Below are 21,438 nucleotides of genomic sequence, written 5' to 3'. Positions count from 1 at the left end.
TGATTATACCATCAGAACATGGAAAAACTCCTGGCAACGAATGATACCAGGAGTGATCAGAGAATGATCAGTTGACTGACATCTTGACTCTGGTCCAGAGATCGGCCAGCTGACGGGTCAGTTCTGCATTGTAATGGAATACTTCATCCTTGTCATAGCCTTCTCTCGGGATATAGGCGCTGTTCTCATAATAATCGCCGTCTTCGGAGGAAAGCTCATTCATGACCTGCAGATTCGGGCTTGTATAGCCGACCTGGGTGCTGTTAGCAAGGGCCGTATTGTAGTCGGTGATGTAGTTGATGAACGCATTTGCCAGACCCGGGCATTCTGCATTGGCAGGAATGACCATCGCATCATACCAGATGTTTGTTCCCTGATCCGGTTCGATATAGTCCATATCCGGGTTTTCAGAGAGGACATATGCGGCATCGCCGGAGTACATGACAGCGATGTCCATATCGCCATTTGCCATGCCGTCAATGACTTCATCGGTCACATAGGCAGGAGATGTGGTCTCATTCATGTTCTGGAGCCATTCATAGGCTGCCTGGATTTCATCCGGGTCATCCGTATTCATGGAATAGCCGAGGGCTTTGAAGGCGATCATGAACATGTCTCTCTGAGAGTCATAGGCATAGATTCTGCCCTTGAACTGTTCATCGAGCAGGATGTCCCAGCCTTCCTGCTTGATGAGATCCGGATCGACGACCGTCTTGTTGTAGACCAGTCCGACCGAGCCCCAGAAGTAAGGAACGGAATAGACTCCGCCCGGATCATAGGCTTCGCGCTTTTCCAGGACGTCCGGATTGATCTGATCGAGATTCGTCATCGCATCCTGATCGATCGGCTGCAGCATCTTCTCGCTGATCATGCGCTCGATCATATAGTCGGAAGGAACGATGACGTCATAGGAGCTGCCGCCCATGAGCTTCGTATACATGATTTCGTTGGATTCGAAGACGTCATAGTTGACGGTTGCGTTGTACATCTTCTCGAAATCCGGGACGACGTTGTCGGCAATGTATTCGCCGGCATTGTAGACATTGATGACGCTGCAGCCGAAGAGTTCTTCTGCATCGCCGACATTTTCCACAGCTGTGCCGGAGCTTCCGCACCCGGTCAGAAGAGCCGCCGGCATCGCGACGGCCAGCAGGAGCTTAATGAGCTTCCAGTTCGTTTTCATGTTTTTTCTTCTTTCTATCCCTGATTGCGGGAACCACATTGACAATGATCAGAACGATCGTGATGACATAGACGATGATGGCAGATAATGCGTTGATGGTCGGGTTGATGCGCTTGACGTTCGAATAGACATAGATCGAGATGTTGCTGATGCCCGGGCCGGTCGTGAATAACGAGATGACGAAGTCATCGAATGACATCGAGAAGGCAACGAGCGCACCGGCAATGATGCCGTCTTTGATCTGCGGGATGATGACTTTGAATACTGCCTGAAGTGGCGTGCAGCCAAGGTCCAGGGCTGCTTCAGCCGTATTCGGATCGAGAGATCTCAGCTTCGGCGTCACTGACAGCATCACATATGGAATGCAGAATGCGATATGGGCAAGCACCATCGTGGTGAATCCGGTCTGAATCCTGAGCGACGTAAAGAACAGCATGAAGCCGATGGCTGTGACGATGTCAGGATTGAGCATCGGCAGGTTGTTGACCTGGGTGACTGCTTCGCGCAGCGTCTTGCGGCTCTTGGATAAGCCGATCGCAGTGATCGTTCCGACCAGAGTGGAGACAGCGGTTGCGATCACGGCGCAGAGTACCGTATAGCCGATGGAATTCATGATGGTGCGGTCGCTGAACATGCGTTCATACCAGCGCAGCGAGAAGCCGGTGAAATGCGAGAGCGACTTCGAGCTGTTGAAGCTGAAGAGCACTACATAGAAGATCGGGAGATAGAAGAACAGGAGAATCAGAAACAGATAGAATTTCTCGCCTTTTTTGGTTTCGTGTTCCATCAGTCGGCCTCCTCTTCATGGGATTGCTTATCGAATCTGCGCATGACATACATGGAGATCAGGATGATGACTGCCATGATCATGGAGATTGCAGAACCGAAGTTCCAGTCTCCGGTTGAGATGAAGTAGTCTTCGATCAGGTTTCCGATGAGCACGAATCTTCCGCCGCCGAGCAGTTTCGGAATGAAGAAGGACGAAACCGCAGGCAGGAAGACCAGCGTGATTCCGGAAATAACTCCGGAGATGCTTAACGGGAAGATCACGGTCCGGAAGGTTTCACGGTCATTAGCGCCAAGGTCGTGGGCGGCAATGATCAGAGCCGGATCGATCTTGCTGAGGGCGGTATAGATCTGCAGGATCATGAACGGCAGGAAGTTGTAGACCATGCCGATATAGACCTGTGCTTCTGCAGACAGCGGAGAATCGGACAGGATGCCCTTCCATGCATACGTACGCACGAGCATGTTGATCCACATAGGCAGCGTGATCAATAAGACCATGACAGCCTGGCTATGCGGCTTGGACTTTGCCATCGCATACGCTGCCGGATACCCGATCAGGATGCAGATGAGCGTCGTGATGACCGCCATCTTCAGGCTGCGCCACAGAACGCTCGGAAAGACATTGTCGGAAAAGAATCTTGCGAAATTTGATAAAGTGAACTGGAAGGTCAGCACATCGTTGCCCTGCGTGGTGAAGGCATAGAGCACAATCATCAGCATCGGCACGATAATCATGATGATCATCCAGACTGCATACGGATAAACCATCTTGCTGAAAGACTTCATAAGCTGCTCTCCATCTTCTTCATGACATGGATATCATCCGGGTCCCACTTCAGGCCGATTTTCTGACCGACTTCGAATTTCTCGGTCGTCTCGACCTTGAGCTCGCGGCCCTGGGTGCTGAACGTAATCGGGTAGTCGCCTTCGGTGATGTTCTCATCGTCGAAGTCATACTTCACATCCCAGATCTCGACTCTGGAATTGTCTTCCATGTTCCATGCATAGGCATCTGCCCAGCGGATGAGATCCGTATCCAAAGCAACAGATTCCTTGATTTCATCCACGGAGCGGTAGAAGTCGAATGCCTGGATGGATTCCTCGTTGGACATATCCTCGACTGCCTTCGGCTTGACGACATTGATGTTGATCGTGATGCTGGTGCCCTTCTCGGTTGAGAACGTGCATTTGTATACACCCACTTCCGGCTTCAGATCATATTCGACTTTGGTCAGGGAGACATCTTCGTCATCATCGTTCCACGCCTGGGCATTGGCCCGGGCAATGATCTCGCTGTCGGTCAGATTCGGAACATCTTCAACGTCCATCAGGAATGAAGTCGCACTGATGCGCTCATGGGCTTCTTCATTGACCACATCACGTTCCTTCGTGACATGCATCGTGACTGTCTTGGACGTACCGGAGCTTGTCTCGGCAACGACTTCATAGTGGACGCCTTTGAACAGAACCGACTTCACTTCGCCATTCAGAAGGCCCTTATTGCGCTCGACGATATTGATGTCTTCGGGACGGATCATGATATCCACCGGTTCGTTTTCCCGAAAGCCGTAGTCCACGCAGGCATAGTCTGCATCATCAAACGAAACCAGCCGGTCGTGTTTCATATTGCCGTCGATGATATTCGAATCGCCGACGAACTTCGCGACATATTCATTAACCGGTTCGTTGTAGATCTCAGTCGGCGTGCCGATCTGCTCGATCGCGCCTTCGCGCATGACGACGATCTTGTCGGACATGGTCAGTGCCTCTTCCTGGTCATGGGTGATGAAGATGAAGGTAATGCCGACTTCCTGCTGGATTTCCTTGAGTTCCAGCTGCATCTCTTTCCTTAAATTCTTATCCAGGGCGCTCAGCGATTCATCCAGCAGAAGCACTCTCGGTTCATTGACCAGTGCTCTGGCAATCGCGACACGCTGCTGCTGACCGCCAGACATCAGGGTGACATCCTTATGTTCGAATCCTTCGAGTCCGACCAGCGAGATCATGCGCATGACCTTCTGATCGATAATATCTTTCGGCTGTTTCTTGATCTTCAGACCGAAGGCAATATTGTCATACACATCCAGATGCGGAAACAGCGCATAGTGCTGGAATACCGTATTGACATCTCTCTTATAGGCAGGAACCCCGGCAATATCCTCGCCATCCATGATCACATGGCCTTCCGTCGGTTCCAGAAATCCTGCGATAATTCTCAGCAGTGTGGTCTTTCCGCAGCCGGAAGGACCGAGAAGCGTGACGAATTCATTCTCATAGATATCCAGCGTGATCCCCTTCAGTACGACCTGCTTGTCGAATGTCTTCACCACGTTCTGAATCTGAATCAGTTTCTTTGCCATAGCTGTTCTTCCCCTTTTCCTGATGATTTAGAAAATCGGCGGTGTGCTGATCCACAGCACACGGGCAGGCTTGTCTGCCCTGTTTTCAAGAAAATGCGCTTCGTTTCCCCGGATGTAGAAGTTTTCTCCCTTCCGGACGGCCAGCCCCTTTCGCTGGCTTTCGCGGCACAGATAGATCTTTCCCGCCAGCACGTATCCGAATTCTTCTCCTTCATGCGGATCGATGATTTCCGTCTTGGCCTTCGGCTCCAGATCGACGATGATCGGTTCCATCTTGTTCTTCTGGGCATTCGGGACAATCCAGTGCACTGTTTCCTGATCCCGTTCATCCGTGAATTCATCGCCAGGGCCGAATATGACCTGTTCTTCTGTTTCTTCCGCGAAGAACTTGGACATATTCGTGCCGAGTGCTTCGGTGATGTCTTCGAGCGTCTGAATGGATGGAGACGCAAGATTCCGTTCCAGCTGGGAAAGGAATCCCTTGGTCAGCTCGGTCCGTGAGGCCAGTTCTTCCAGTGTGAGGTCATTCTGAATCCGCAGCTGCCGGATCCTTTTTCCGATATCCATCCCCCTGCTCCTTTCTGTTTAACATCAGTAAACAATCGGTTTGCAATTCCGAAACAGGAACATTATATCCGAGCATTGTTAAAAATCAACACAATTTCAAACAAATTGTTTAGTAATTATAAACCGAGGTTCTCATCCCTGTCGGAGGCAGAGAATTTCATCTTAAAAAGCACCCGCAAGTGCCTTCAGCTCCTTCCCTGTTCCTGACCGAGCTGAAAAATGTAAAATATATTTGACATTTCGAACTACAGCGTCTATTCTGTAGATGTCAGCTATAATTGACATATTGGAGGACTGTTATGAAATATCTTGCCGGCTTTGCACTACCGTTTGTGATCCTTCTGTTTCTGATGTATTTTATGCGCGGCCAGAAACCGGTCACGTATGATGAGCGGCAAACGGCTGTTCGCTCAACTGCCTATAAGTATGCACTGATTACCGGTGTGCTTGCCGGGTTTGCGGCGTCATTTCTGCTTGATCTGCGCCTTCTTCCGATGGACGGCAGTTTTGCCCTGATTACGGTCAGTTCTTTGATGATCTGTATCTATGTCGTCTATTCCATCTGGAAAGGTGTCTTCTTCGGCATTTCCGGAAGCTGGAAAAGATGGGCACTCGTCATATGCATCCTCGGCGTCACCAATTTCTTCATCGGAATTACAAAGATTCTGCAGGAAGGGCTTCCGGAAGGAATCCTCACCATCAACAACACCGATATCATCACGGGGACACTGTTTCTCATCATCTTTGCCGCAGCAATTCTTTCCAGCAGAAAAATGAATGACGAGGATCAATGAAAAACCTAAGACTTAAATCCGCAAGGACAGAAAAAAATCTATCCCAGCAGCAGCTGGCCGATCTTGTCGGCGTATCCAGGCAGACTATCAATGCCATCGAACAGGGCGACTATAACCCTACGATCCGGCTGTGCATCTCCATCTGTAAAGCTCTGGGCAAAACACTGGACGATCTTTTCTGGGACCCGGATTCGCGACGTTCCTAGCCTTTCTTCCAGCAACGAGATCAATTCAGGAACATCTCCCTATTTTCAGAACAGGTTTATAAACACGGTAATAACAAGAGAATTAATAAAATCCGCAAACAGACTGCCCACAATCGGAATCAGAAGATAGGCCTTAATCGAATTGCCATAGCGGTTGGTAATGGCAGACATGTTTGCCATCGCATTCGGCGTTGCGCCCATGCCGAAGCCGCAGACACCCGCCGCAATGACAGCCGCATCATAATCGCCGCCCATGAGCCGGAACACGACAAAACGTGTATATACAAACATGAATACGGTCTGACAGCCCAGCAGCAGTACGAGCGGTCCCGCAAGATCCGCCAGCTGCCAGAATTTCAGAGTAATCATCGCGATGCCCAGAAACAGCGACAGACACAGGCTGCCGAAATCATTGATCTCATCCATATGAATGGTGAACGAATGCGTGTATTCACTGATGTTGCGGAACACTGCCGCCGCAATCATGGCACCGATATACACCGGAAAGGTCATCCCCGTCCTGGAAAGCAGCCACGAAAGAACCGTTCCGATGCCCGCCGCAAGAATAATCTGGTAAACCGCAGGCGCATAATCGGAAAGGGAAAGCTTTTCTTCCTTCTTCACCTGTTCACCTTCCTCCGTTTTCGGCGAAAGATGGTTCTTCTGAATCAGCGCATTGCCTAACGGCCCGCCCATGGAGGAACCTGCAATCAGGCCGAAGGTTGCGGCCGCTGTACACATCGTGGTCGCACCGCTGACGCCAAAGTCTTCCAGCACCGGTCCGAAGGCACCGGCCGTCCCATGGCCGCCGACCATCGGAATGGATCCGGTCGTCAGGCCGATCAATGGGGACAGCCCCATGGCGGAAGCAGCGCCAACCGCAATCACATTCTGAAGCACAATCAGGAAGATCACCAGAACCAGGAACACAGCCAGATCCTTCCCCCCCTGCTTCAGCACCTTGAGATTTGCCTGAAAGCCGACCGATGTAAAAAAGAACACCATCGCAACTTCCCGCAGCGAATCATCAAAATCAATATCCATCAGATTCGTCACATGCAGAATGGTTGTAAGAATCGCAAACACAAAGCCGCCCGCAACCGGTGCCGGAATGCAGAACGTCTTCAGAAACTTCACACGATTGCACAGCCATTGTCCAAAGAACAGCACCGCCACCGCAACGGCAAGCGTCTGATACTGATCGAGATAAACCGACATCACTCATTTCCCCCGAGAGAGATACCGTTCTCTTTGTAATACTTCTCGGCACCGGCATGGAACGGGATCGTAATTCCTTCCACCGCCGTCTCTTTCGTGATTTCTTCGCGCAGCCCGATCTGTTTTCCGATGTCATCAATATTGTCAAACAGCACGCGGCACATGCCGTATACCGCATCTTCGGGTGCCTCATCGGACGCCAGCAGCACTGCCTTTACACCCAGGGTTCTGACCTCGGACATTCCTTCATAGGTGCCGGCGGGAACCGTCGCTTCCACATAACCGTCGAAGGTGTTGCGGATGCGTTCGATTTCATCATCGGACAGCGACAGGAGGCGAATCGCAGAAGCATTGTCCGCATAGATCTGTACCGGGGCTCCGGCAGTGATGAACATCGCGTCAATACTTCCATCGAGAAGATGACTCATTGCGTCGCTGTAATCATAATTTTCCATCTGGATATTGCCGCTCTGCAGACCGACGGATGACAGAATCTGTCTGGCGTTGCGCTCGGTTCCGCTGTCTTCCTGTCCGATGGATACCGTTTTGTTTTCGAGATCATCGAGACTCTCGATATCAGAATTCTTCAGAACAGCGATCTGCACATCCTCCGTCCATAACGATGCGACAGCGGAATATCCCTGATAGGCATTGTCAGAGTCCCCCGTCAGTTCTTCGCCGTAATACATCTCATTGGTGACATCGCTCTGGGCAATTCCCACCCGGATATAGCCTTCGGAAAGAAGACGGATATTGGCCGCACTGCCCGACGTCTCCTTGACCTGGAGCGTATAGTTTTTGTCATTTTCATTGGCTGCTTCACTCAGCAGCGTTCCGAAAGCGTAATAAAGTCCGCTTGAATCCGCCGTCCCAAAGCGAATAGTCTGCCTGCTGACACAGCCTGTCAGCAAAGAAGCCAGCAATGCTGCTGTGATCCCTCGTTTCATCTTCATTCCCCCCCGCTATCTGTTATACATTATCCTGGATACCCGTTGTCCAGGGCTTGTATCTTTTCCTTGAGAAACCACGGATTGTTCCTGCGCCAGTACTGATTCAGGAGGCGTGGATGCGTAATGGGGAAAAAACGTGGAAGATAGTCCGCATAATGCCGCACCGTTTCCGTAAGATTCTGTTTCTGTCTGTCCTTGAGAGAATAGAAACACGCATAGCGGCCGATCAGAATTGTCAGTTCCATGTGCAGCATGAGCGCCAGCAAATCCGCATGGTACGTTTCAGCGATGAACGAACGCGGCGGAAGGTCTCCGCTTTTTCCTTTGCCGGGATCATAGAAATCCATCGGCAGAATACCAGTATATGGTCCGCAGAACGTTTCCGGATCCATGCCAAGCCATTCCATCAGTGTCCTGCCCGAGGCATCATGGAACGGGATCAGAGATTCCTCAACCTTATAGACGGAAATGGCAATTTTCCCATCATTCGAACGGATGTTCTTCAGGGTTATTTCCAGAAACACGTCACCGACAAGCAGCTTCTCGTCTGCTGTGACATCCTTGAAGGCAGCAGGAACCACATTCGGCTCACCATCTGCGCAGGCTGCAAGATCCAACATGCTTGTTTTCAGCAATTCAGCTGCATCTTCATTCATCATCATCATTCACACTTCCATTAATCTCATTGCTCTTTGAGCATGCTCAGTATAGGAAAGATGCTACCAAACAGGCAGGATATTAGCAATTTCAATAGTCACTGATAAATTCCATAGCAATGCTTACGGCTGCGGCCTTGCTTGTCAGGAGATGAATGCGTTCTCTTCTGCCTTCGCAGTGACTTCTTTCTGTATTGCACGTCGTGTATAGAGAAATGCAGCTCCTTCCGCCGCCCAGAAGGCAAACCATGTCCAGGGAAGACCCGCAAACTTCGTTAACACATACATCAGCGGAATCAGGATTCCCAGCTGACGCAGGAAGCCGGCGATCATACTGATGACGCCATTGCCAAGTCCCGAACCAAGATAGCCCCACGCAATCGTCAAGGTTGAAAAAACGAATGTCACGCTGATGATGCGAAGCACCGGGAAACCATAGGCAAGCATTTCCCCTGACGCCGAAAACAGCGACAGAAGCTGCGCAGGAACTGCCATGAATACAGCCGTCCCAGCCAGAGCAAATACAATCGCCGAACGTGTCAGGATCCGCTTCAGGGAAACGATCCGGTCTCCATTGCCTGCGCCAAGGTTGTAGCCCGCGATCGGAATCGCAGCCTGTCTCAGCCCGTTCATCGGCATCATGAGGAAATTCTGAAGCTTGTAATAAACACCGAACGTCGCAACTGCCGTTGACGATACGCCGAGCATAATCCAGTTGGCGGCATAGTTCATGAAGGCACCGATTGCCTGCATGATGATGGTCGGAAAACTGACGCGGAAATTATCCTTCACATCCTGCCAGCGAAATACATAGCCTTTCAGATGGACATGGATCACCGGGTTGCGGAAGCGGTTGAACAGCAGAGCCGCCGCGGCACCTGCAACCCCCATTTCCGGGCAGCCGAAATAGCCGAAAATCATAATCGGATCCAGCACAATGTTTACCGCTGCTCCAATAATCAATGAGATCATCGAAAGAACCGTATCGCCGACCGCCTGCAGCAGACGCTGCGCATAGGTCTGCAGAAACAGGCCCCAGCACCATACAAGGTTGATTGAAAGATAAGAGAGACATGCACGCATCAGATCCGGATCATCCGTCAGCATCGCGGCAATCTGCTGTTTGGCAAACACACCAAGCAGGCAGAACACCAGCGACTCGGCAAGAACGATGATCAGGCCCGTTCCTGCCGCCTGACAGGCTTCCTCTGTCCATTTCTGTCCAATGCGCCTTGAGAGCAGTGCATTCATACCGACAGCGGTGCCGACCCCGACCGCAATCATCAGAAACTGCACCGGATATACCAGCGTCGTCGCTGTCAGTGCCTCCTCCGAATAGCCGGCGACAAACATTGAGTCCACAATGTTATAGAGCGACTGTATCAGCAGTGACATCATCAGGGGAACCGACATCTGCATCAGCAGCTTCCCCATGGGCATGACGCCCATCTTGTTCTGTTTTGTACCTTCCATTCATAGCCTCCAAATCATAAAAAAGACGTATATTCATCCGGAACCAGCAAGACTGGTTCTGGGCATTGCCCCGATTTTTATACGTCTCATAAGATTCGGATTAATGATCGTGCGCCATTCAGCGCACACTCATACTAGCAGGTACCGGTCTGAAAATTCAAACTGTTTTTTCGAAAAGATTCAAAAAAACCGTATCAGAAAGCCCTTTTCAAAGCGAATAGTCGCGATGGAGCGCAGTCAGGATGCGCTCGGTCTCCGAAAGCCCGTTTTCTTTCCTGGAAGAAGCTCCTTCAAAGCCTGGAAGACTCCGGTACATCTCCTGCACCATGCAGGAAAGAACAGCACAGGCATTTTCCGGATACAGTGGTTCTTCCGTGAATGCATGGTCTTTCAGCGAGGCAAGCAGCATCGCAGCCTCCTGGAACGAGACAGGCGCTTCCATCTCTTCCGAAAGGTTTCTGCAGAAGGCCAGCACGAAGGAGCACTCTGCCTGGTATTGCGCAAAGGCAGAATCCTTTTCCGAGAGGACAGTGCCCATCCGGCGGATGCCGTCTTTCACACTTCCGGAATCAGACGAATGAAACCGGTTCGGCCCGTAGAGCGTGAAGATCGCTCTGGCGATGGATTCCGATAACCGATCAGACAGAATTCCATAAGTACCGGATTCTTCATGCCCGATCCATAGCTCATAGAAGAGCCGGTCTGCTTCTGCCCGATTCATTCCGATCCAGGTACAAGTCTCGGCCAGTTCCTGCCGTTTCAGGGGCAGACCGCAATGATAAAGTGCATAGAGCACAGAAGAAGCAAGTTCTCCGCATCCGATCAGACACGGATGCCAGTCCATCTCGTTCAGCAGAATAGCAGCTTCACCCAGTCTTGAGAGCGTTTCTTCCTGCTCCAATGCGGTTGCGATCGGGTGCGGACTGCCCGGGGCTTTCTGCTTTGCAAAGGAGGACAGGATGGCATAATTCAGAATTTCAGTATTCAGAAGATTCATCTCCCTTCTCTCTTCTTATTTAGAAGGAGAAAGGGAGAACTCCCCGCACAAATCCATAGGATGTTCTGCAGGAGGAAAGAAAAAGAGATGAATCGCTCCATCTCTTGTCTTCTGATTAACGGATCTTTTCGACGGCGTCCTTGATGCCTGCTTCCGGCTGGAATCCGATGATCTTGGAAGTCAGCTGGCCATCGCGGAATCCCAGCAGCGTCGGGATGCTCATGATGCCGTAGCGCTGTGCAATATCCGGGAAGTCATCGACATTGACCTTCAGAAAGGTCACATCGTCATACTGCTCGGAGACCTTGTCGACAACCGGTCCGACCATCTTGCACGGTCCGCACCAGTCAGCGAAGAAGTCAACGAAGACAGACTTGCTATTCTTCAGCGCGGAATCGTATTCTTCACTAGATTCAATTTTCTTAACCATTGGTATTAAAACCTCCTTGCAAGATGATTATTCCAGAACCCGCTGGTTTTTCCAAATGAAATGCTCAGAGCTTCGAGGCGGCGCCTTCATCGAGGATGACTGTGACATCCGGATGCTTCTGCAGGATGGATGCCGGGCACTCTTCGGTGATTTCCCCGCGGATCATTCCGAAGACTGCGTCTGCTTTGTGCTCTGAGGTCGCAATCAGCACAATGGCGCGGCTGCGCATGATTGTTGCCAGTCCCATCGTGATGGCACGCTTTGGAACGAGGTTGATATCATTGCTGAAGAAGCGGGCATTGTCCTTTCTGGTCTGTTCCTTGAGATCCATCAAGTGGGTCAGGGAATCAAAGGATGCGCCTGGTTCATTGAAGCCGATGTGACCATCAGTACCGATGCCGAGTACCTGAAGGTCAATGGTATGGCCCTTCATGGATTCTTCATAAGCAGCGCATTCTGCTTCTTCGTCTTCGACATCGCCTCTCGGTACATGGACATTGGCATCCGGGATGCCGATGCCGTTGAAGAGATTCTCGTGCATGAAAGTCCAGTAGGACTGTTCATGGGTACGAGGAATGCCTACATATTCATCAAGGTTCCAGGTCAGAACCTTGCTGTAGTCCGTACCATTTTCCTTGTGATCCCTGATCATGTTCTGATAGAGTCCGATCGGTGAAGAACCGGTAGCCAGTCCGAGAACCGGGTTCTCTTTCTTCAGGGCTTTCTGCATGACTTTGAAAGCTTCCAGGCTGACTTCGTCATAATTGTTTTTAACGATAATATTGAACATAGTTTCCTCCCTGCTTTTCGCACCCATGATCTTAGCACGGTTGCAGGAGTACGTCTTTGACGTTTCGGGTTATTTTCGTACAGTTTTCGTCAGCTTTGCCCGGTTTCCTCTTCATCGTCTTCATAATTTGAAACCGAAGGCCCGTATGAACCGTCGGCGAAGAAGTCGAGTTCGAGGATTTCTCCGGAGATCTGCTTCTCTTTCGTGTAGTAGGCCATCTCCTCGGCAGCCTTTGCTTCATCGTATGGATGACGGAACGTATACGTGTTGTTCATGAAATCCCAGATGTAGTCGTCGGTCTCCCAGCGATCCCATTCGCTGAAGAAGAAGCCGCGGTAGTCCGGATCAAACAGGTTATTTCCGAGAATAGTCTTCGTATCGATCGAGAATCCCCATAGATCTGCTACAGTAGGAACCAGGTCCAGAACAGTGCCGACCTTGTCATAGACTTCCGGTTCTGCCGCAGAATTATAGAAATACAGGTCGGTATAGCGATAGGAATCTTCATATTTCTTTCCGGTTTCCTGATAGAAGTTTCCGTCACTGTAGAAGTTCAGGCCTTTGGCCTCATGATCTCCGAACAGGACGAACACGACATCGTCGAGCTTGCCGGCATCAGAGAGCACCTGCATGAAGTCTGTGAGACACTGATCGAGATCCATGTTCTTCGCGAGATAGATGGCATAAGCGTCTTCCAGATCCGGATATTTCTCCCTGACTCTGGCGAGATTTTCAGCAGTGACACCGGGAGAAGTTTCAGAATCATATGGCTGATGGCCGGAATAGGTAATCCAGTATGCCATCCATGAATCCTCATTCTCTGCATAGATCCATTTCAGCACATTCATGACTTCCGAGTCACTTGCTTCATTTTCAACCCCGATCCGATAGCTGTCGTAGAACTCCTGATAGCCGAAATTCAGCATCGTGACTGCACGGTTGTAGTAGGTCGAATAGTTATTGTGGTAGGCATAAGCCTGATAGCCCGCATTCGTGAACATGCCCGGGAGTGTAGTCACATAGGCATTCGTCGGATAGGTATAGCAGACCGCATGGCCCTGGCTGGATGGAATCAGCGACGTATTGGCCATGAATTCCGTATCGCTCGTGGAACCTGGAAGTGCCGGGGTATTGAAGCCCTGGACCCGGATGCCTTCGGTGTACATCTTCCATAAGGTCGGGGTCAGTTCTTCGTCCAGAGCTGCGTTATTGAAGGATTCTGCCTGGATGAAGAACGCATTCTTTCCGGCAAAGATTCCGGTATGATCATCTGCAGCCTGTTCTTTCCGCTGTGAAAGGAACTGCTCTATCTCTGCTTTTTCTTCCTTTCCGGTCACGTTTTTATTGAGAAACGTCTGTGCATCGCGATAGGCAAAAGGAATCAGCCCGAATTTTTCGACGAACTGGTTGGAGTTCGGAATGACATTATAGATATAGTAGTCGGTCAGGTTTTCCTGAAAGCCGTCCTCCTCTGCCCGGGCCGCTTCAATCATGCCCTGGTAAGCTTCATAATGCTTTGCTGCAGGGAAGAACAGCAGGCAGGATCCTGCCATTGCCAGAAGTCTTGCCCTTAACCGGAAAACTTTCCGCTCAAACAGGAAATAGAGCACAATGAACAGAATGGTAACCGCAGGATAGATCACGAGAACTGCAATGTCCTGCCTGCTGACGAATTCTGCCGCACTGTCTCTGGCACCCCACACCTCGCTCAGAAGATCGGCGACGGTATTGAAGCGGAAATAAGACTGAAACGCCTTCCGGTAGCACGTCTGCGCAATCAGGTAGGCATTGAAGATTTCTCCGTACAGAAGCATGAACCAGCGGTTCAGCATCGGCCCGAGAAACCAGATCAGAAAGATCGCAATGAGCAGATAGATCGAGAACAGCTCGGCCTCATAAGCAGTGCTGACGGAATAAGTCTGCTTGACGAAGCGGAAATAGAATACATTGAAAAACGTATAGGCAAGTTCGATCAGGAGATACCGGATTGCCCTTTTGCCTGATTTCGACAGCCGCATGCTCAGAATACCGAGATCGACATCGAGGTCCTCCAGGTTTCATGAGGCTTGAGCCGGATCGTTCCTTCCCTGCGTTCAAATGGCACCCTGACTTTCGTGAAGTCCGTATGGGAGTGCCATGGCTCGATGCATACGAATGGCGCATTCGGAGACCAGAAAGCAACCCATTCATACTTCTCGGCATGAACCTTCACGCCATGTCTGCCATCCGTCAGCGTGAATTCCGTGCTTTTCGGATAAGGGATGATGATGGTTTTTGCCAGCAATGCGCGATCCAGCGGAATATCCAGGCCGCCATGCATATGGAAGTCGCCGCTGGAGAATTCTTCCGGGTGATTCAGTTGGATGCACCAGTCGTCCCAGTCTCCTTCTAAAGGACAATTGAAGGCAGGATGATAGCCGAAGTTGAACGGCATCATCACATCGTTCTCATTGGTGACCTCTGAAGTGATAGTCAGAGAAGCACCACTCAGTTCATACGTATTCGTAAGCGTGAAATGGAATGGATACTGCTGCAGGGTCTCTTCACTGTCCGAAAGCTTCATGACTGCCTTGGAATCATTGTGTTCCACGCAGGTGAAGTCCGCATGGCGGGCAAAGCCATGATTGCCCATCACATAGTCTTTTCCATTGAGATGGATCTTCTTGTCCCAGGTGCTTCCGACCATCGGAAATAATGTCGGGTTCCTTCCGGACCAGAAGGCAGGATCTCCCTGCCACATGTACTCAAAGCTGCTGTCAGTTCGCTTGAAGCTGTGAATTTCGGATGCGTGTTCCGAAATCGAAACAGATGCCAGTTCGTTCTTCAGTTCAAATGTGCTCATAACCCCTCCGTAAGTGTATTGATGATCTGCAGGACTCCTGCATGATTATTATCGAGTTCCGTGACTTCGTCTGCCTGCTTCTGCACTGCAGGAGCAGCATTTTTCATCGCATAGGCATAGCCTTCATGAAACATCGGCACATCGTTGCCGCTGTCTCCGATCACGATCGTTTCTGCTTTTGAAATGCCGAGATACTGCTGCAGGAAGCGGATCCCTGCTCCTTTATTGACTCCTTTGACATTGATATCAATCCAGCTGTCACCGGAGGGAGAGACTTCATAGTCTTCAGCCAGGGGCTTCATGATCGTTGCGGCATCCTTGATCGGATCGTCCAGATCGCAGAGCGTGATCTTGCAGATCGGATCATCAACGGAGAACAGATCTTCCACTTCCCGGATCAGAAAGTATTTCGCATAGGGAAGCTGATTGAGATAGGACATGCCCCAGGCATCGGCATAGAAGGATTTCGATCCGGATAACATGCATGCGGCATTGGGCATCGTATGAACAAAGGAGACAATCCGTTCGATATCTGCTCTGCTCATCGTGACGGACTTCAGAACTTCTTCCCCATGCGTGATGGTGGAGCCGTTTTCAGCGATCAGATAATAGCCTTCAGAAATACCTTTCAGCGCATGGATTGCATTGGTGATCTGCCTGCCCGTGCAGGCCGCAAAGGCGATCTTCTTTTCCTTCAGCTGTGATAATTTCTGATTCAGTCCCTCGGGCAGTTCTTTCTGATCATTGAGAAGTGTTCCATCTAGGTCTGCGGCTAGCAGCCTGACTGCGTTCCTGTTTTCCATGATTCTCTGATTATAACATGGGCAAAGAGCCGGATATGCTATAATCAATCCGAGCATTTCCATTGTGTTTTTTGATGTGCTCTTCTTTCACGGCCATGAGTAAGAAAAAGAAGAAGAAAACAACCTGGCGCATCAAGGCCAGCATCAAGCGGATCAGCAGACAGACGCTGCTGATGGTGCTGACGGTTGCGATCACGGTGATGATTACAGCATATATTGCCCTTCTGATCGTTCTGAAGGGTCCTTCTCCTACGGTTTCTGACATGGTTGTCTCAACGATGTGGGAAACGCGCAGAGGCAAAGCCATCATCAATGCATTATTCACGGACGAAGAGATTACGCAGATTCTTGCTCAGAACTCGGTCGGAACGCCGCAGCAGGCAGAAGTGACGGATGCAGATAATACGGAATGGGTCATTCCGGAAGATGAGAAAGACGATATCCAGGTCATCGATATCCATGGCGGAACGTATTCCGGAAAACTCATGATTGTCAGAGACCCGAACCGCATCGTACTCGGCATCAACAGCGAGATGGGTGATACAGCTGCAGGCTACAGCGTATTGGACTATGTGAACTACTATGGAGCAGTTGCCGGTATCAATGGCGGCGGGTTCGAGGATGAGAACAATCAGGGAGATGGTTCCATCCCTCAGCAGGTTGTCATCAAGAATGGCGAAATCGTCTACGGAAGTGATGATGATTATCCGTGTCTGATCGGATTCAATAAAGAGAAACACCTGATTGCCGGGTATATGACGGCTTCGCAGGCCCTGGAATGGGGCATCACGGATGCAGTTTCGTTCGGTCCTCCGTTAGTCGCAGATGGTCATGCCTATCCGCAGACCGGTTCCGGCGGCGGCCTGAATCCGCGTACCGTCATTGGACAGACAGCAGACGGATCGATTCTTCTGCTGGTCATTGACGGACGGCAGCCGGATTCCATCGGTGCTACCTATCAGGACTGCACGGATATCATGCTGGAATACGGCGCAATCACGGCGGCGAATCTGGATGGCGGAAGTTCTTCCGTCATGGTTTATAACGGGGAAATCATCAACAGTGTGGTTTCCATGAACGGAGACAGGAGCGTACCTACGGCATGGCTGGTAAAGTGAGGAAAAAACCTTCGAAATCATACCAGCGCCGGGCTGCGATCGGGGTCAGATTCTATAGGAGCCTCTTAGGGGTGTTCCTGGTGACGGTATTCATCTGTACAGTGGGTCTCGGGTATCTGTATTTCTGGCTGGCACGCTATGAGAAGCAGAGTGTGACCGGTGCAATGCGCTCTTATATGCAGCAGGTACAGGACCGGGAATGGGATGCGATCTACGAAACGGATTCCACGTATTTCACAGAATTCAATTCGGAAGAAGCAGTCACAAGCTATCTGCTTACCCTATACGGAAATGTGAAGGCAAGCGGCTGTGCATTCTCGCTGATGTCGATCGATTCGAATTCCGGCTACCGCTACTATGATGTGTATTACCAGCAGACGAAAGTCGGAACTCTGGAATGCCAGAAACCGGAAGGTTCTCCGGTCTGGAAAGTCCGGACGCTTGTATCAGGCGGAGCATATTCGTTCGATGTCCTGGATGGCAGCACATTCTCCATCAATGGCATTGAGATAACTTCGGACTATGCCGATGAAGAAAGCCATATCCCCTACTGTTTCGAAGAACTTGAGGAATCGGAGACAGAAGCTCTGCCTTCTGTCACCAGATATACGGTGGAAAACCTGGTACGGGAACCGGATCTTACCCTGGAATCCGGAGATATCGCCGTCCGGGATTACAGTTCTTTACAGTATTATATCGGCCAGGCTCCGACTGCTGATCAGCTCGAAGAATTCTCCCAGGAGCTTCAGGATACAGCAATTGCCTACAGCAACTGGATCACGGAAGATGGCACGTTTTACAGCTTTGCAAAGCATCTGGATACAAGCACGAGCTTCTATCAGGATATGCTTGCCTTCAACAACCAATTCTTCAGCACGCATTATTCCAATGAGATCATGGATATCAAAGTCTATGATGTGATTGCATTAGGTGATGATGCATTCCTCGGAGATATCTCGTTCACGCAGACCGCAACGAATGAGAATGGATCCAGGTCCAGTGACTGCAACTACCAGATCTACTTCATCCGCAAGAATGGTTCCTGGAAAGCAACGAGAATCTACAACATCAGCTCGGATTCTTCAGATACAGCAGATCCGTCTGCAGATTCTGCTGCAGAAGCAACTGCTTCTCCGACAGCAGGAACGGAATAGAAACACACCAGATTGATGACAGGTTTCCTCAGACGGAAGGCTGTCATCTTTTTTGATCGACGACATGAAAAAAGCAGCTCAGGAAACAGCTGAGCTGCAAACAGGTCATTCAATCAGGATTCTTCGTAGCTGCGTACGCCATAGGTTCCGTGATCGCTGTTCCAGGTGACGGAATCGCATACGGTTCCGGTCTCCGTATCGAAAACGACGACGCTGATGCCTTCATGATCATTCGTGTATTCAACGGAATCCACGGTGATATCGGAATATAACGGATCATCGCTGCTGGAGAGGTAGATATAGTGACCGGCAATATTCTCCTCCAGATACAAGGAATCCTTCCCGGTATTGACCAGCAGATTGCCGTGATACAGCAGGAAACATCCGTTCGTATTGCCATTCCAGCTGATGCCGAGCGGTTCAAAGGCCGCCTTCAGATACGCATCTTTCTCTGACAAGGTGCTGCAGGTAATCAGGACCAGCTTATCTTCCGACTTCTGAAGCAGAGAAACATAGTCAATCAGTTCCGTGAGATTCATGTATTCCGGATCACCATGTTCATAGATCCTCTCCCACTTGGAATAAGCAGTCGAGACAACCGATTCCAGGCCATGCAGTTCTGCATATGCCTGATTGTCAGGACCGGATGGGTATACGACAAGATCGCTCAATCCGTACATCGGATTATAGGAAGTCAGGAATTCGCTGCCGATCATCGGAACAACCGGGTTCAGGTTTCCTGCTTCTTGCTGTTCTCTTACCCATGTTTCCCGGATTTCATACAGATATCTTGTATAGCCGAGGTCTGCGCACGTATAGCCATAGCGTAAGAAGTTGAGCACGCAAAGACCTGCCAAGACGGCTTTTTCTGCCGCCGGAACGATCCCCTTTTGGATTGTGGAACCCAGCAGAATCAGATCTGCAATGATCAGTAACAAGGTTGATCCGAACATCGAGCGATCATACAGGATCGGCATATGCGTGAAATACATCGCACAGACAGCTGCTGCTGATGCAAAGGCATAGAGCGATGCGATTCTGCGCTTTTTCTGATCAGCGAATGCAAACAGAATGCCGAACAGAATCCATTCAGCAATCTGACCAGGATATTCTGCAAAAACCTTGATGACATCCGTGAGATTATGGGTAATCCGATAAGCAAGTGTATTCGTGACCGGAAAATCAGCTGCGCGGATGAAGTTTCCCGGAGCGGTAATCATCAGCACAAATCCGATCAGTGCCCCGGCAAGTCCCGTGATCATCCAGAGCGGAAGCTTCCGGTTCCGATGAAAGATGACTGCCATGAAGACCATGACGATCAGAATCATTGCCCCGGCGGAATTCTCATTCGTCCAGCCGGCTGCGATTCCTGCAAAGATCATTCCGATGCTAAAGGAACGGCGATGCGATTGCGGCTGTTCTAGTTCCTTGCGGTAGACGAGCAGAAACGACAGCAGAATCGCAGCAGTCCATAGATAGTTGCATGCCCCGGTTTCCCAGAGCACGGTCTGTCCGAACACCGGAACCGTCAGAAAGACAAGCAGTGCAGTTATGGCATAGGTAACTGGAGAAACCTGTTCTTTATTTCCGGTTCCATGTACATTCAGCTGCCAGATCACATAAGCATAGCAGATGGAGTTGCAGAGATCGAAGAATGGTTTCGGAAATGAAAGAAAGGTTCTGGCCATCAGATGCGCTACGGATCTCCCGGTCCAGGTGAAATACTGATTGATCTCTCTTGCAATGATATCTGCGATGCCGCTGTTCACGCCGTAACGGAAATCATCGCTCGTCGGAATTGCGAGCAGATTCAGAATCAGGAGAAGGATCACCGTCAGAGCCATGACGCGGTGCAGCGGAGATCTGAAATAGGTACGGATTTTTTCGTGCAGTTTCATATCAGATTCCTGTTTTCCCCATTATACTGCATGGAAGAAGGCCGGAAAACTGCTCGCTGATTTGTGAATTTATCTCAGTCTTGTGTGCGAAATAGAGTACAATAAGCTCGGAACAAAAAGGAGGAAGTTTCAGAAGATTATGTCATTCATTGAAGGAATCAAGGAAAAGGCAAGACAGGACGTCAAGACCATTGTCCTTCCGGAATCAGAAGATGAGCGTACGCTCAGAGCTGCTGCTCAGGTTCTCAAGGAAGGAACCGCAAAGCTGATCCTCATCGGAAACGAAGAGAAAATCAAGGCAGATGCAGCAAAGTATGGTGTCGATGTCTCCGGAGCGAGAATCGTCGATCCGGAAAACTGCGCTGAGCTCGATCACTATGTAAACCTGCTCTATGAACTGCGCAAGGCTAAGGGAATGACCCCGGAAAAGGCAAAAGAGACACTGCTTGGCGACCATACGACTTTCGGTGTGGTCATGCTCAAGAACAATGAAGCAGACGGACTCGTTTCCGGTGCCTGCCATTCCACTGCAAACACCCTGCGTCCGGCTCTGCAGATTCTGCGTACGGCTCCGGGTGCGAAGCTGGTTTCGGCATTCTTCGTCATGGATGTGCCGAATTGCGAATACGGGAACCATGGTACCTTTGTATTTGCGGACTGCGGTCTGAACCAGGACCCGGATTCCGAGCAGCTGGCTGCGATTGCGGCAGATTCTGCGAAGTCCTATGAGTCGCTGGTCGGCGGTCAGGCAAAGGTTGCGTTCATCTCCCACTCCACCAAGGGTTCTGCAAAGCATGCTCTGGTCGACAAGGTCGTCAATGCAGTGAAGGCTGCTCATGAAGGGTATCCGGAGCTTGTCTGCGATGGCGAGCTTCAGGTCGATGCAGCAATCGTTCCGTCTGTCGCAGCTTCCAAGGCTCCGGGTTCCCCGGTTGCCGGTCAGGCAAATGTCCTCGTCTTCCCGAACCTCGACTGCGGCAACAGTGCCTACAAGCTTGTTCAGCGTCTGGCGAAAGCTGAGGCTTACGGACCGATGCTGCAGGGCATTGCAAAGCCGGTCAACGACCTGTCCCGCGGCTGCTCTTATGAAGACATCGTCGGTGTCGTCGCAATCACTGCAGTCCAGGCTCAGCTGGCTTCAAAGTGATTTCCTTCTTCACGAAAGCGTGCAGGGCTGCCTGCATGCTTTTTCTTTTTTTCTTCCTGTCCG

Annotated in this window: 21 protein-coding genes; 5 read left to right on the top strand and 16 right to left on the bottom strand. The window is 50.5% G+C overall.

Annotation, left to right across the window (positions count from 1 at the left end):
• Nucleotides 1-67: 67 nt before the first annotated feature.
• Genes C7E00_RS16465 through C7E00_RS06560 form a run of 5 tightly spaced genes read right to left on the bottom strand, consistent with a single transcriptional unit; the run spans nt 68 to nt 4,899 of the window.
• Nucleotides 68-1,183 (bottom strand): ABC transporter substrate-binding protein, encoded by a 1,116-nt coding sequence (locus tag C7E00_RS16465; protein WP_239928539.1) that lies wholly within the window; start codon nt 1,181-1,183, stop codon nt 68-70.
• Nucleotides 1,158-1,970: an ABC transporter permease gene (locus C7E00_RS16460; RefSeq protein WP_239928538.1), complete on the bottom strand. Its 813-nt coding sequence runs from the start codon at nt 1,968-1,970 to the stop codon at nt 1,158-1,160. The genes C7E00_RS16465 and C7E00_RS16460 overlap by 26 nt, the downstream gene beginning before the upstream one ends.
• Nucleotides 1,970-2,758 (bottom strand): ABC transporter permease, encoded by a 789-nt coding sequence (locus C7E00_RS06570; RefSeq protein ID WP_105303535.1) that lies wholly within the window; start codon nt 2,756-2,758, stop codon nt 1,970-1,972. Before C7E00_RS06570 ends, C7E00_RS16460 begins: the two co-directional genes overlap by 1 nt.
• Nucleotides 2,755-4,332: an ABC transporter ATP-binding protein gene (locus C7E00_RS06565; protein WP_105303534.1), complete on the bottom strand. Its 1,578-nt coding sequence runs from the start codon at nt 4,330-4,332 to the stop codon at nt 2,755-2,757. The genes C7E00_RS06570 and C7E00_RS06565 overlap by 4 nt, the downstream gene beginning before the upstream one ends.
• Nucleotides 4,333-4,359: 27 nt before the next feature.
• Nucleotides 4,360-4,899 (bottom strand): helix-turn-helix domain-containing protein, encoded by a 540-nt coding sequence (locus C7E00_RS06560; protein WP_105303533.1) that lies wholly within the window; start codon nt 4,897-4,899, stop codon nt 4,360-4,362.
• 299 nt (nt 4,900-5,198) lie between these two features.
• Between C7E00_RS06560 and C7E00_RS06555 the strand changes: the two genes are divergently transcribed.
• Both C7E00_RS06555 and C7E00_RS06550 read left to right on the top strand, forming a co-directional pair.
• A complete protein-coding gene (locus C7E00_RS06555; protein WP_105303532.1) occupies nt 5,199-5,693 on the top strand; it encodes a hypothetical protein in 495 nt (164 codons plus the stop codon).
• Nucleotides 5,690-5,899 (top strand): helix-turn-helix transcriptional regulator, encoded by a 210-nt coding sequence (locus C7E00_RS06550; RefSeq protein ID WP_105303531.1) that lies wholly within the window; start codon nt 5,690-5,692, stop codon nt 5,897-5,899. Before C7E00_RS06555 ends, C7E00_RS06550 begins: the two co-directional genes overlap by 4 nt.
• A gap of 45 nt (nt 5,900-5,944) precedes the next feature.
• Here the strand turns inward: C7E00_RS06550 and gltS are convergent, their stop codons facing one another.
• The 10 genes from gltS to C7E00_RS06500 form a co-directional block, all read right to left on the bottom strand.
• The gene (gene gltS, locus C7E00_RS06545) at nt 5,945-7,117 is read right to left on the bottom strand and encodes a sodium/glutamate symporter (RefSeq protein WP_105303530.1); all 1,173 of its coding nucleotides are present in this window, start codon (nt 7,115-7,117) and stop codon (nt 5,945-5,947) included.
• The gene (locus tag C7E00_RS06540) at nt 7,117-8,070 is read right to left on the bottom strand and encodes a TAXI family TRAP transporter solute-binding subunit (protein ID WP_105303529.1); all 954 of its coding nucleotides are present in this window, start codon (nt 8,068-8,070) and stop codon (nt 7,117-7,119) included. The genes gltS and C7E00_RS06540 overlap by 1 nt, the downstream gene beginning before the upstream one ends.
• A 23-nt stretch (nt 8,071-8,093) precedes the next feature.
• Nucleotides 8,094-8,732, bottom strand: coding sequence for a uracil-DNA glycosylase family protein (locus tag C7E00_RS06535; protein WP_167836499.1), 639 nt, complete (start codon nt 8,730-8,732; stop codon nt 8,094-8,096).
• A gap of 135 nt (nt 8,733-8,867) precedes the next feature.
• A complete protein-coding gene (locus C7E00_RS06530; RefSeq protein WP_105303528.1) occupies nt 8,868-10,196 on the bottom strand; it encodes an MATE family efflux transporter in 1,329 nt (442 codons plus the stop codon).
• Between the two features lie 208 nt (nt 10,197-10,404).
• Nucleotides 10,405-11,193 (bottom strand): hypothetical protein, encoded by a 789-nt coding sequence (locus C7E00_RS06525; RefSeq protein ID WP_105303527.1) that lies wholly within the window; start codon nt 11,191-11,193, stop codon nt 10,405-10,407.
• 115 nt (nt 11,194-11,308) lie between these two features.
• Nucleotides 11,309-11,623: a thioredoxin gene (trxA, locus tag C7E00_RS06520; protein WP_105303526.1), complete on the bottom strand. Its 315-nt coding sequence runs from the start codon at nt 11,621-11,623 to the stop codon at nt 11,309-11,311.
• 64 nt (nt 11,624-11,687) lie between these two features.
• A complete protein-coding gene (gene nagB / locus C7E00_RS06515; protein ID WP_105303525.1) occupies nt 11,688-12,413 on the bottom strand; it encodes a glucosamine-6-phosphate deaminase in 726 nt (241 codons plus the stop codon).
• Between the two features lie 89 nt (nt 12,414-12,502).
• Nucleotides 12,503-14,431: an LTA synthase family protein gene (locus C7E00_RS06510; protein ID WP_105303524.1), complete on the bottom strand. Its 1,929-nt coding sequence runs from the start codon at nt 14,429-14,431 to the stop codon at nt 12,503-12,505.
• A gap of 2 nt (nt 14,432-14,433) precedes the next feature.
• The gene (locus C7E00_RS06505; RefSeq protein WP_105303523.1) at nt 14,434-15,255 is read right to left on the bottom strand and encodes an aldose 1-epimerase family protein; all 822 of its coding nucleotides are present in this window, start codon (nt 15,253-15,255) and stop codon (nt 14,434-14,436) included.
• A complete protein-coding gene (locus tag C7E00_RS06500) occupies nt 15,252-16,058 on the bottom strand; it encodes an HAD family hydrolase (protein ID WP_167836498.1) in 807 nt (268 codons plus the stop codon). The genes C7E00_RS06505 and C7E00_RS06500 overlap by 4 nt, the downstream gene beginning before the upstream one ends.
• Before the next feature lie 95 nt (nt 16,059-16,153).
• On the opposite strand from C7E00_RS06500, the gene C7E00_RS06495 reads away from it, so the two are divergent.
• Together C7E00_RS06495 and C7E00_RS06490 are read left to right on the top strand one after the other, a co-directional pair.
• The gene (locus C7E00_RS06495; protein ID WP_239928537.1) at nt 16,154-17,176 is read left to right on the top strand and encodes a phosphodiester glycosidase family protein; all 1,023 of its coding nucleotides are present in this window, start codon (nt 16,154-16,156) and stop codon (nt 17,174-17,176) included.
• The gene (locus tag C7E00_RS06490) at nt 17,161-18,330 is read left to right on the top strand and encodes a hypothetical protein (RefSeq protein ID WP_105303521.1); all 1,170 of its coding nucleotides are present in this window, start codon (nt 17,161-17,163) and stop codon (nt 18,328-18,330) included. Before C7E00_RS06495 ends, C7E00_RS06490 begins: the two co-directional genes overlap by 16 nt.
• A gap of 113 nt (nt 18,331-18,443) precedes the next feature.
• Here the strand turns inward: C7E00_RS06490 and C7E00_RS06485 are convergent, their stop codons facing one another.
• Nucleotides 18,444-20,228, bottom strand: a complete 1,785-nt coding sequence (locus C7E00_RS06485; RefSeq protein WP_105303520.1) for a DUF3329 domain-containing protein — start codon at nt 20,226-20,228, stop codon at nt 18,444-18,446.
• Nucleotides 20,229-20,367: 139 nt separating this feature from the next.
• On the opposite strand from C7E00_RS06485, the gene pta reads away from it, so the two are divergent.
• Complete coding sequence (pta, locus tag C7E00_RS06480) at nt 20,368-21,375, top strand: phosphate acetyltransferase (protein WP_105303519.1); 1,008 nt, start codon at nt 20,368-20,370, stop codon at nt 21,373-21,375.
• Nucleotides 21,376-21,438 lie beyond the last annotated feature (63 nt).

The sequence above is a fragment of the Anaerolactibacter massiliensis genome, from assembly GCF_900290205.1.
Classification (GTDB): Bacteria; Bacillota_I; Bacilli_A; order Erysipelotrichales; family Erysipelotrichaceae; genus Bulleidia; species Bulleidia intestinalis.
Note: the sequence above shows the minus strand (reverse complement) of the source record. Positions and strands in the feature narration are given on the sequence as shown.

What these genes read in the sequence shown, in the direction of transcription:
- C7E00_RS16465 (WP_239928539.1), bottom strand. Translation starts at nt 1,183, where the DNA reads ATGAAAACGAACTGGAAGCTCATTAAGCTCCTGCTGGCCGTCGCGATG.
- C7E00_RS16460 (WP_239928538.1), bottom strand. Translation starts at nt 1,970, where the DNA reads ATGGAACACGAAACCAAAAAAGGCGAGAAATTCTATCTGTTTCTGATT.
- C7E00_RS06570 (WP_105303535.1), bottom strand. Translation starts at nt 2,758, where the DNA reads ATGAAGTCTTTCAGCAAGATGGTTTATCCGTATGCAGTCTGGATGATC.
- C7E00_RS06565 (WP_105303534.1), bottom strand. Translation starts at nt 4,332, where the DNA reads ATGGCAAAGAAACTGATTCAGATTCAGAACGTGGTGAAGACATTCGAC.
- C7E00_RS06560 (WP_105303533.1), bottom strand. Translation starts at nt 4,899, where the DNA reads ATGGATATCGGAAAAAGGATCCGGCAGCTGCGGATTCAGAATGACCTC.
- C7E00_RS06555 (WP_105303532.1), top strand. Translation starts at nt 5,199, where the DNA reads ATGAAATATCTTGCCGGCTTTGCACTACCGTTTGTGATCCTTCTGTTT.
- C7E00_RS06550 (WP_105303531.1), top strand. Translation starts at nt 5,690, where the DNA reads ATGAAAAACCTAAGACTTAAATCCGCAAGGACAGAAAAAAATCTATCC.
- gltS (WP_105303530.1), bottom strand. Translation starts at nt 7,117, where the DNA reads ATGTCGGTTTATCTCGATCAGTATCAGACGCTTGCCGTTGCGGTGGCG.
- C7E00_RS06540 (WP_105303529.1), bottom strand. Translation starts at nt 8,070, where the DNA reads ATGAAGATGAAACGAGGGATCACAGCAGCATTGCTGGCTTCTTTGCTG.
- C7E00_RS06535 (WP_167836499.1), bottom strand. Translation starts at nt 8,732, where the DNA reads ATGATGATGATGAATGAAGATGCAGCTGAATTGCTGAAAACAAGCATG.
- C7E00_RS06530 (WP_105303528.1), bottom strand. Translation starts at nt 10,196, where the DNA reads ATGGAAGGTACAAAACAGAACAAGATGGGCGTCATGCCCATGGGGAAG.
- C7E00_RS06525 (WP_105303527.1), bottom strand. Translation starts at nt 11,193, where the DNA reads ATGAATCTTCTGAATACTGAAATTCTGAATTATGCCATCCTGTCCTCC.
- trxA (WP_105303526.1), bottom strand. Translation starts at nt 11,623, where the DNA reads ATGGTTAAGAAAATTGAATCTAGTGAAGAATACGATTCCGCGCTGAAG.
- nagB (WP_105303525.1), bottom strand. Translation starts at nt 12,413, where the DNA reads ATGTTCAATATTATCGTTAAAAACAATTATGACGAAGTCAGCCTGGAA.
- C7E00_RS06510 (WP_105303524.1), bottom strand. Translation starts at nt 14,431, where the DNA reads ATGCGGCTGTCGAAATCAGGCAAAAGGGCAATCCGGTATCTCCTGATC.
- C7E00_RS06505 (WP_105303523.1), bottom strand. Translation starts at nt 15,255, where the DNA reads ATGAGCACATTTGAACTGAAGAACGAACTGGCATCTGTTTCGATTTCG.
- C7E00_RS06500 (WP_167836498.1), bottom strand. Translation starts at nt 16,058, where the DNA reads ATGGAAAACAGGAACGCAGTCAGGCTGCTAGCCGCAGACCTAGATGGA.
- C7E00_RS06495 (WP_239928537.1), top strand. Translation starts at nt 16,154, where the DNA reads ATGAGTAAGAAAAAGAAGAAGAAAACAACCTGGCGCATCAAGGCCAGC.
- C7E00_RS06490 (WP_105303521.1), top strand. Translation starts at nt 17,161, where the DNA reads ATGGCTGGTAAAGTGAGGAAAAAACCTTCGAAATCATACCAGCGCCGG.
- C7E00_RS06485 (WP_105303520.1), bottom strand. Translation starts at nt 20,228, where the DNA reads ATGAAACTGCACGAAAAAATCCGTACCTATTTCAGATCTCCGCTGCAC.
- pta (WP_105303519.1), top strand. Translation starts at nt 20,368, where the DNA reads ATGTCATTCATTGAAGGAATCAAGGAAAAGGCAAGACAGGACGTCAAG.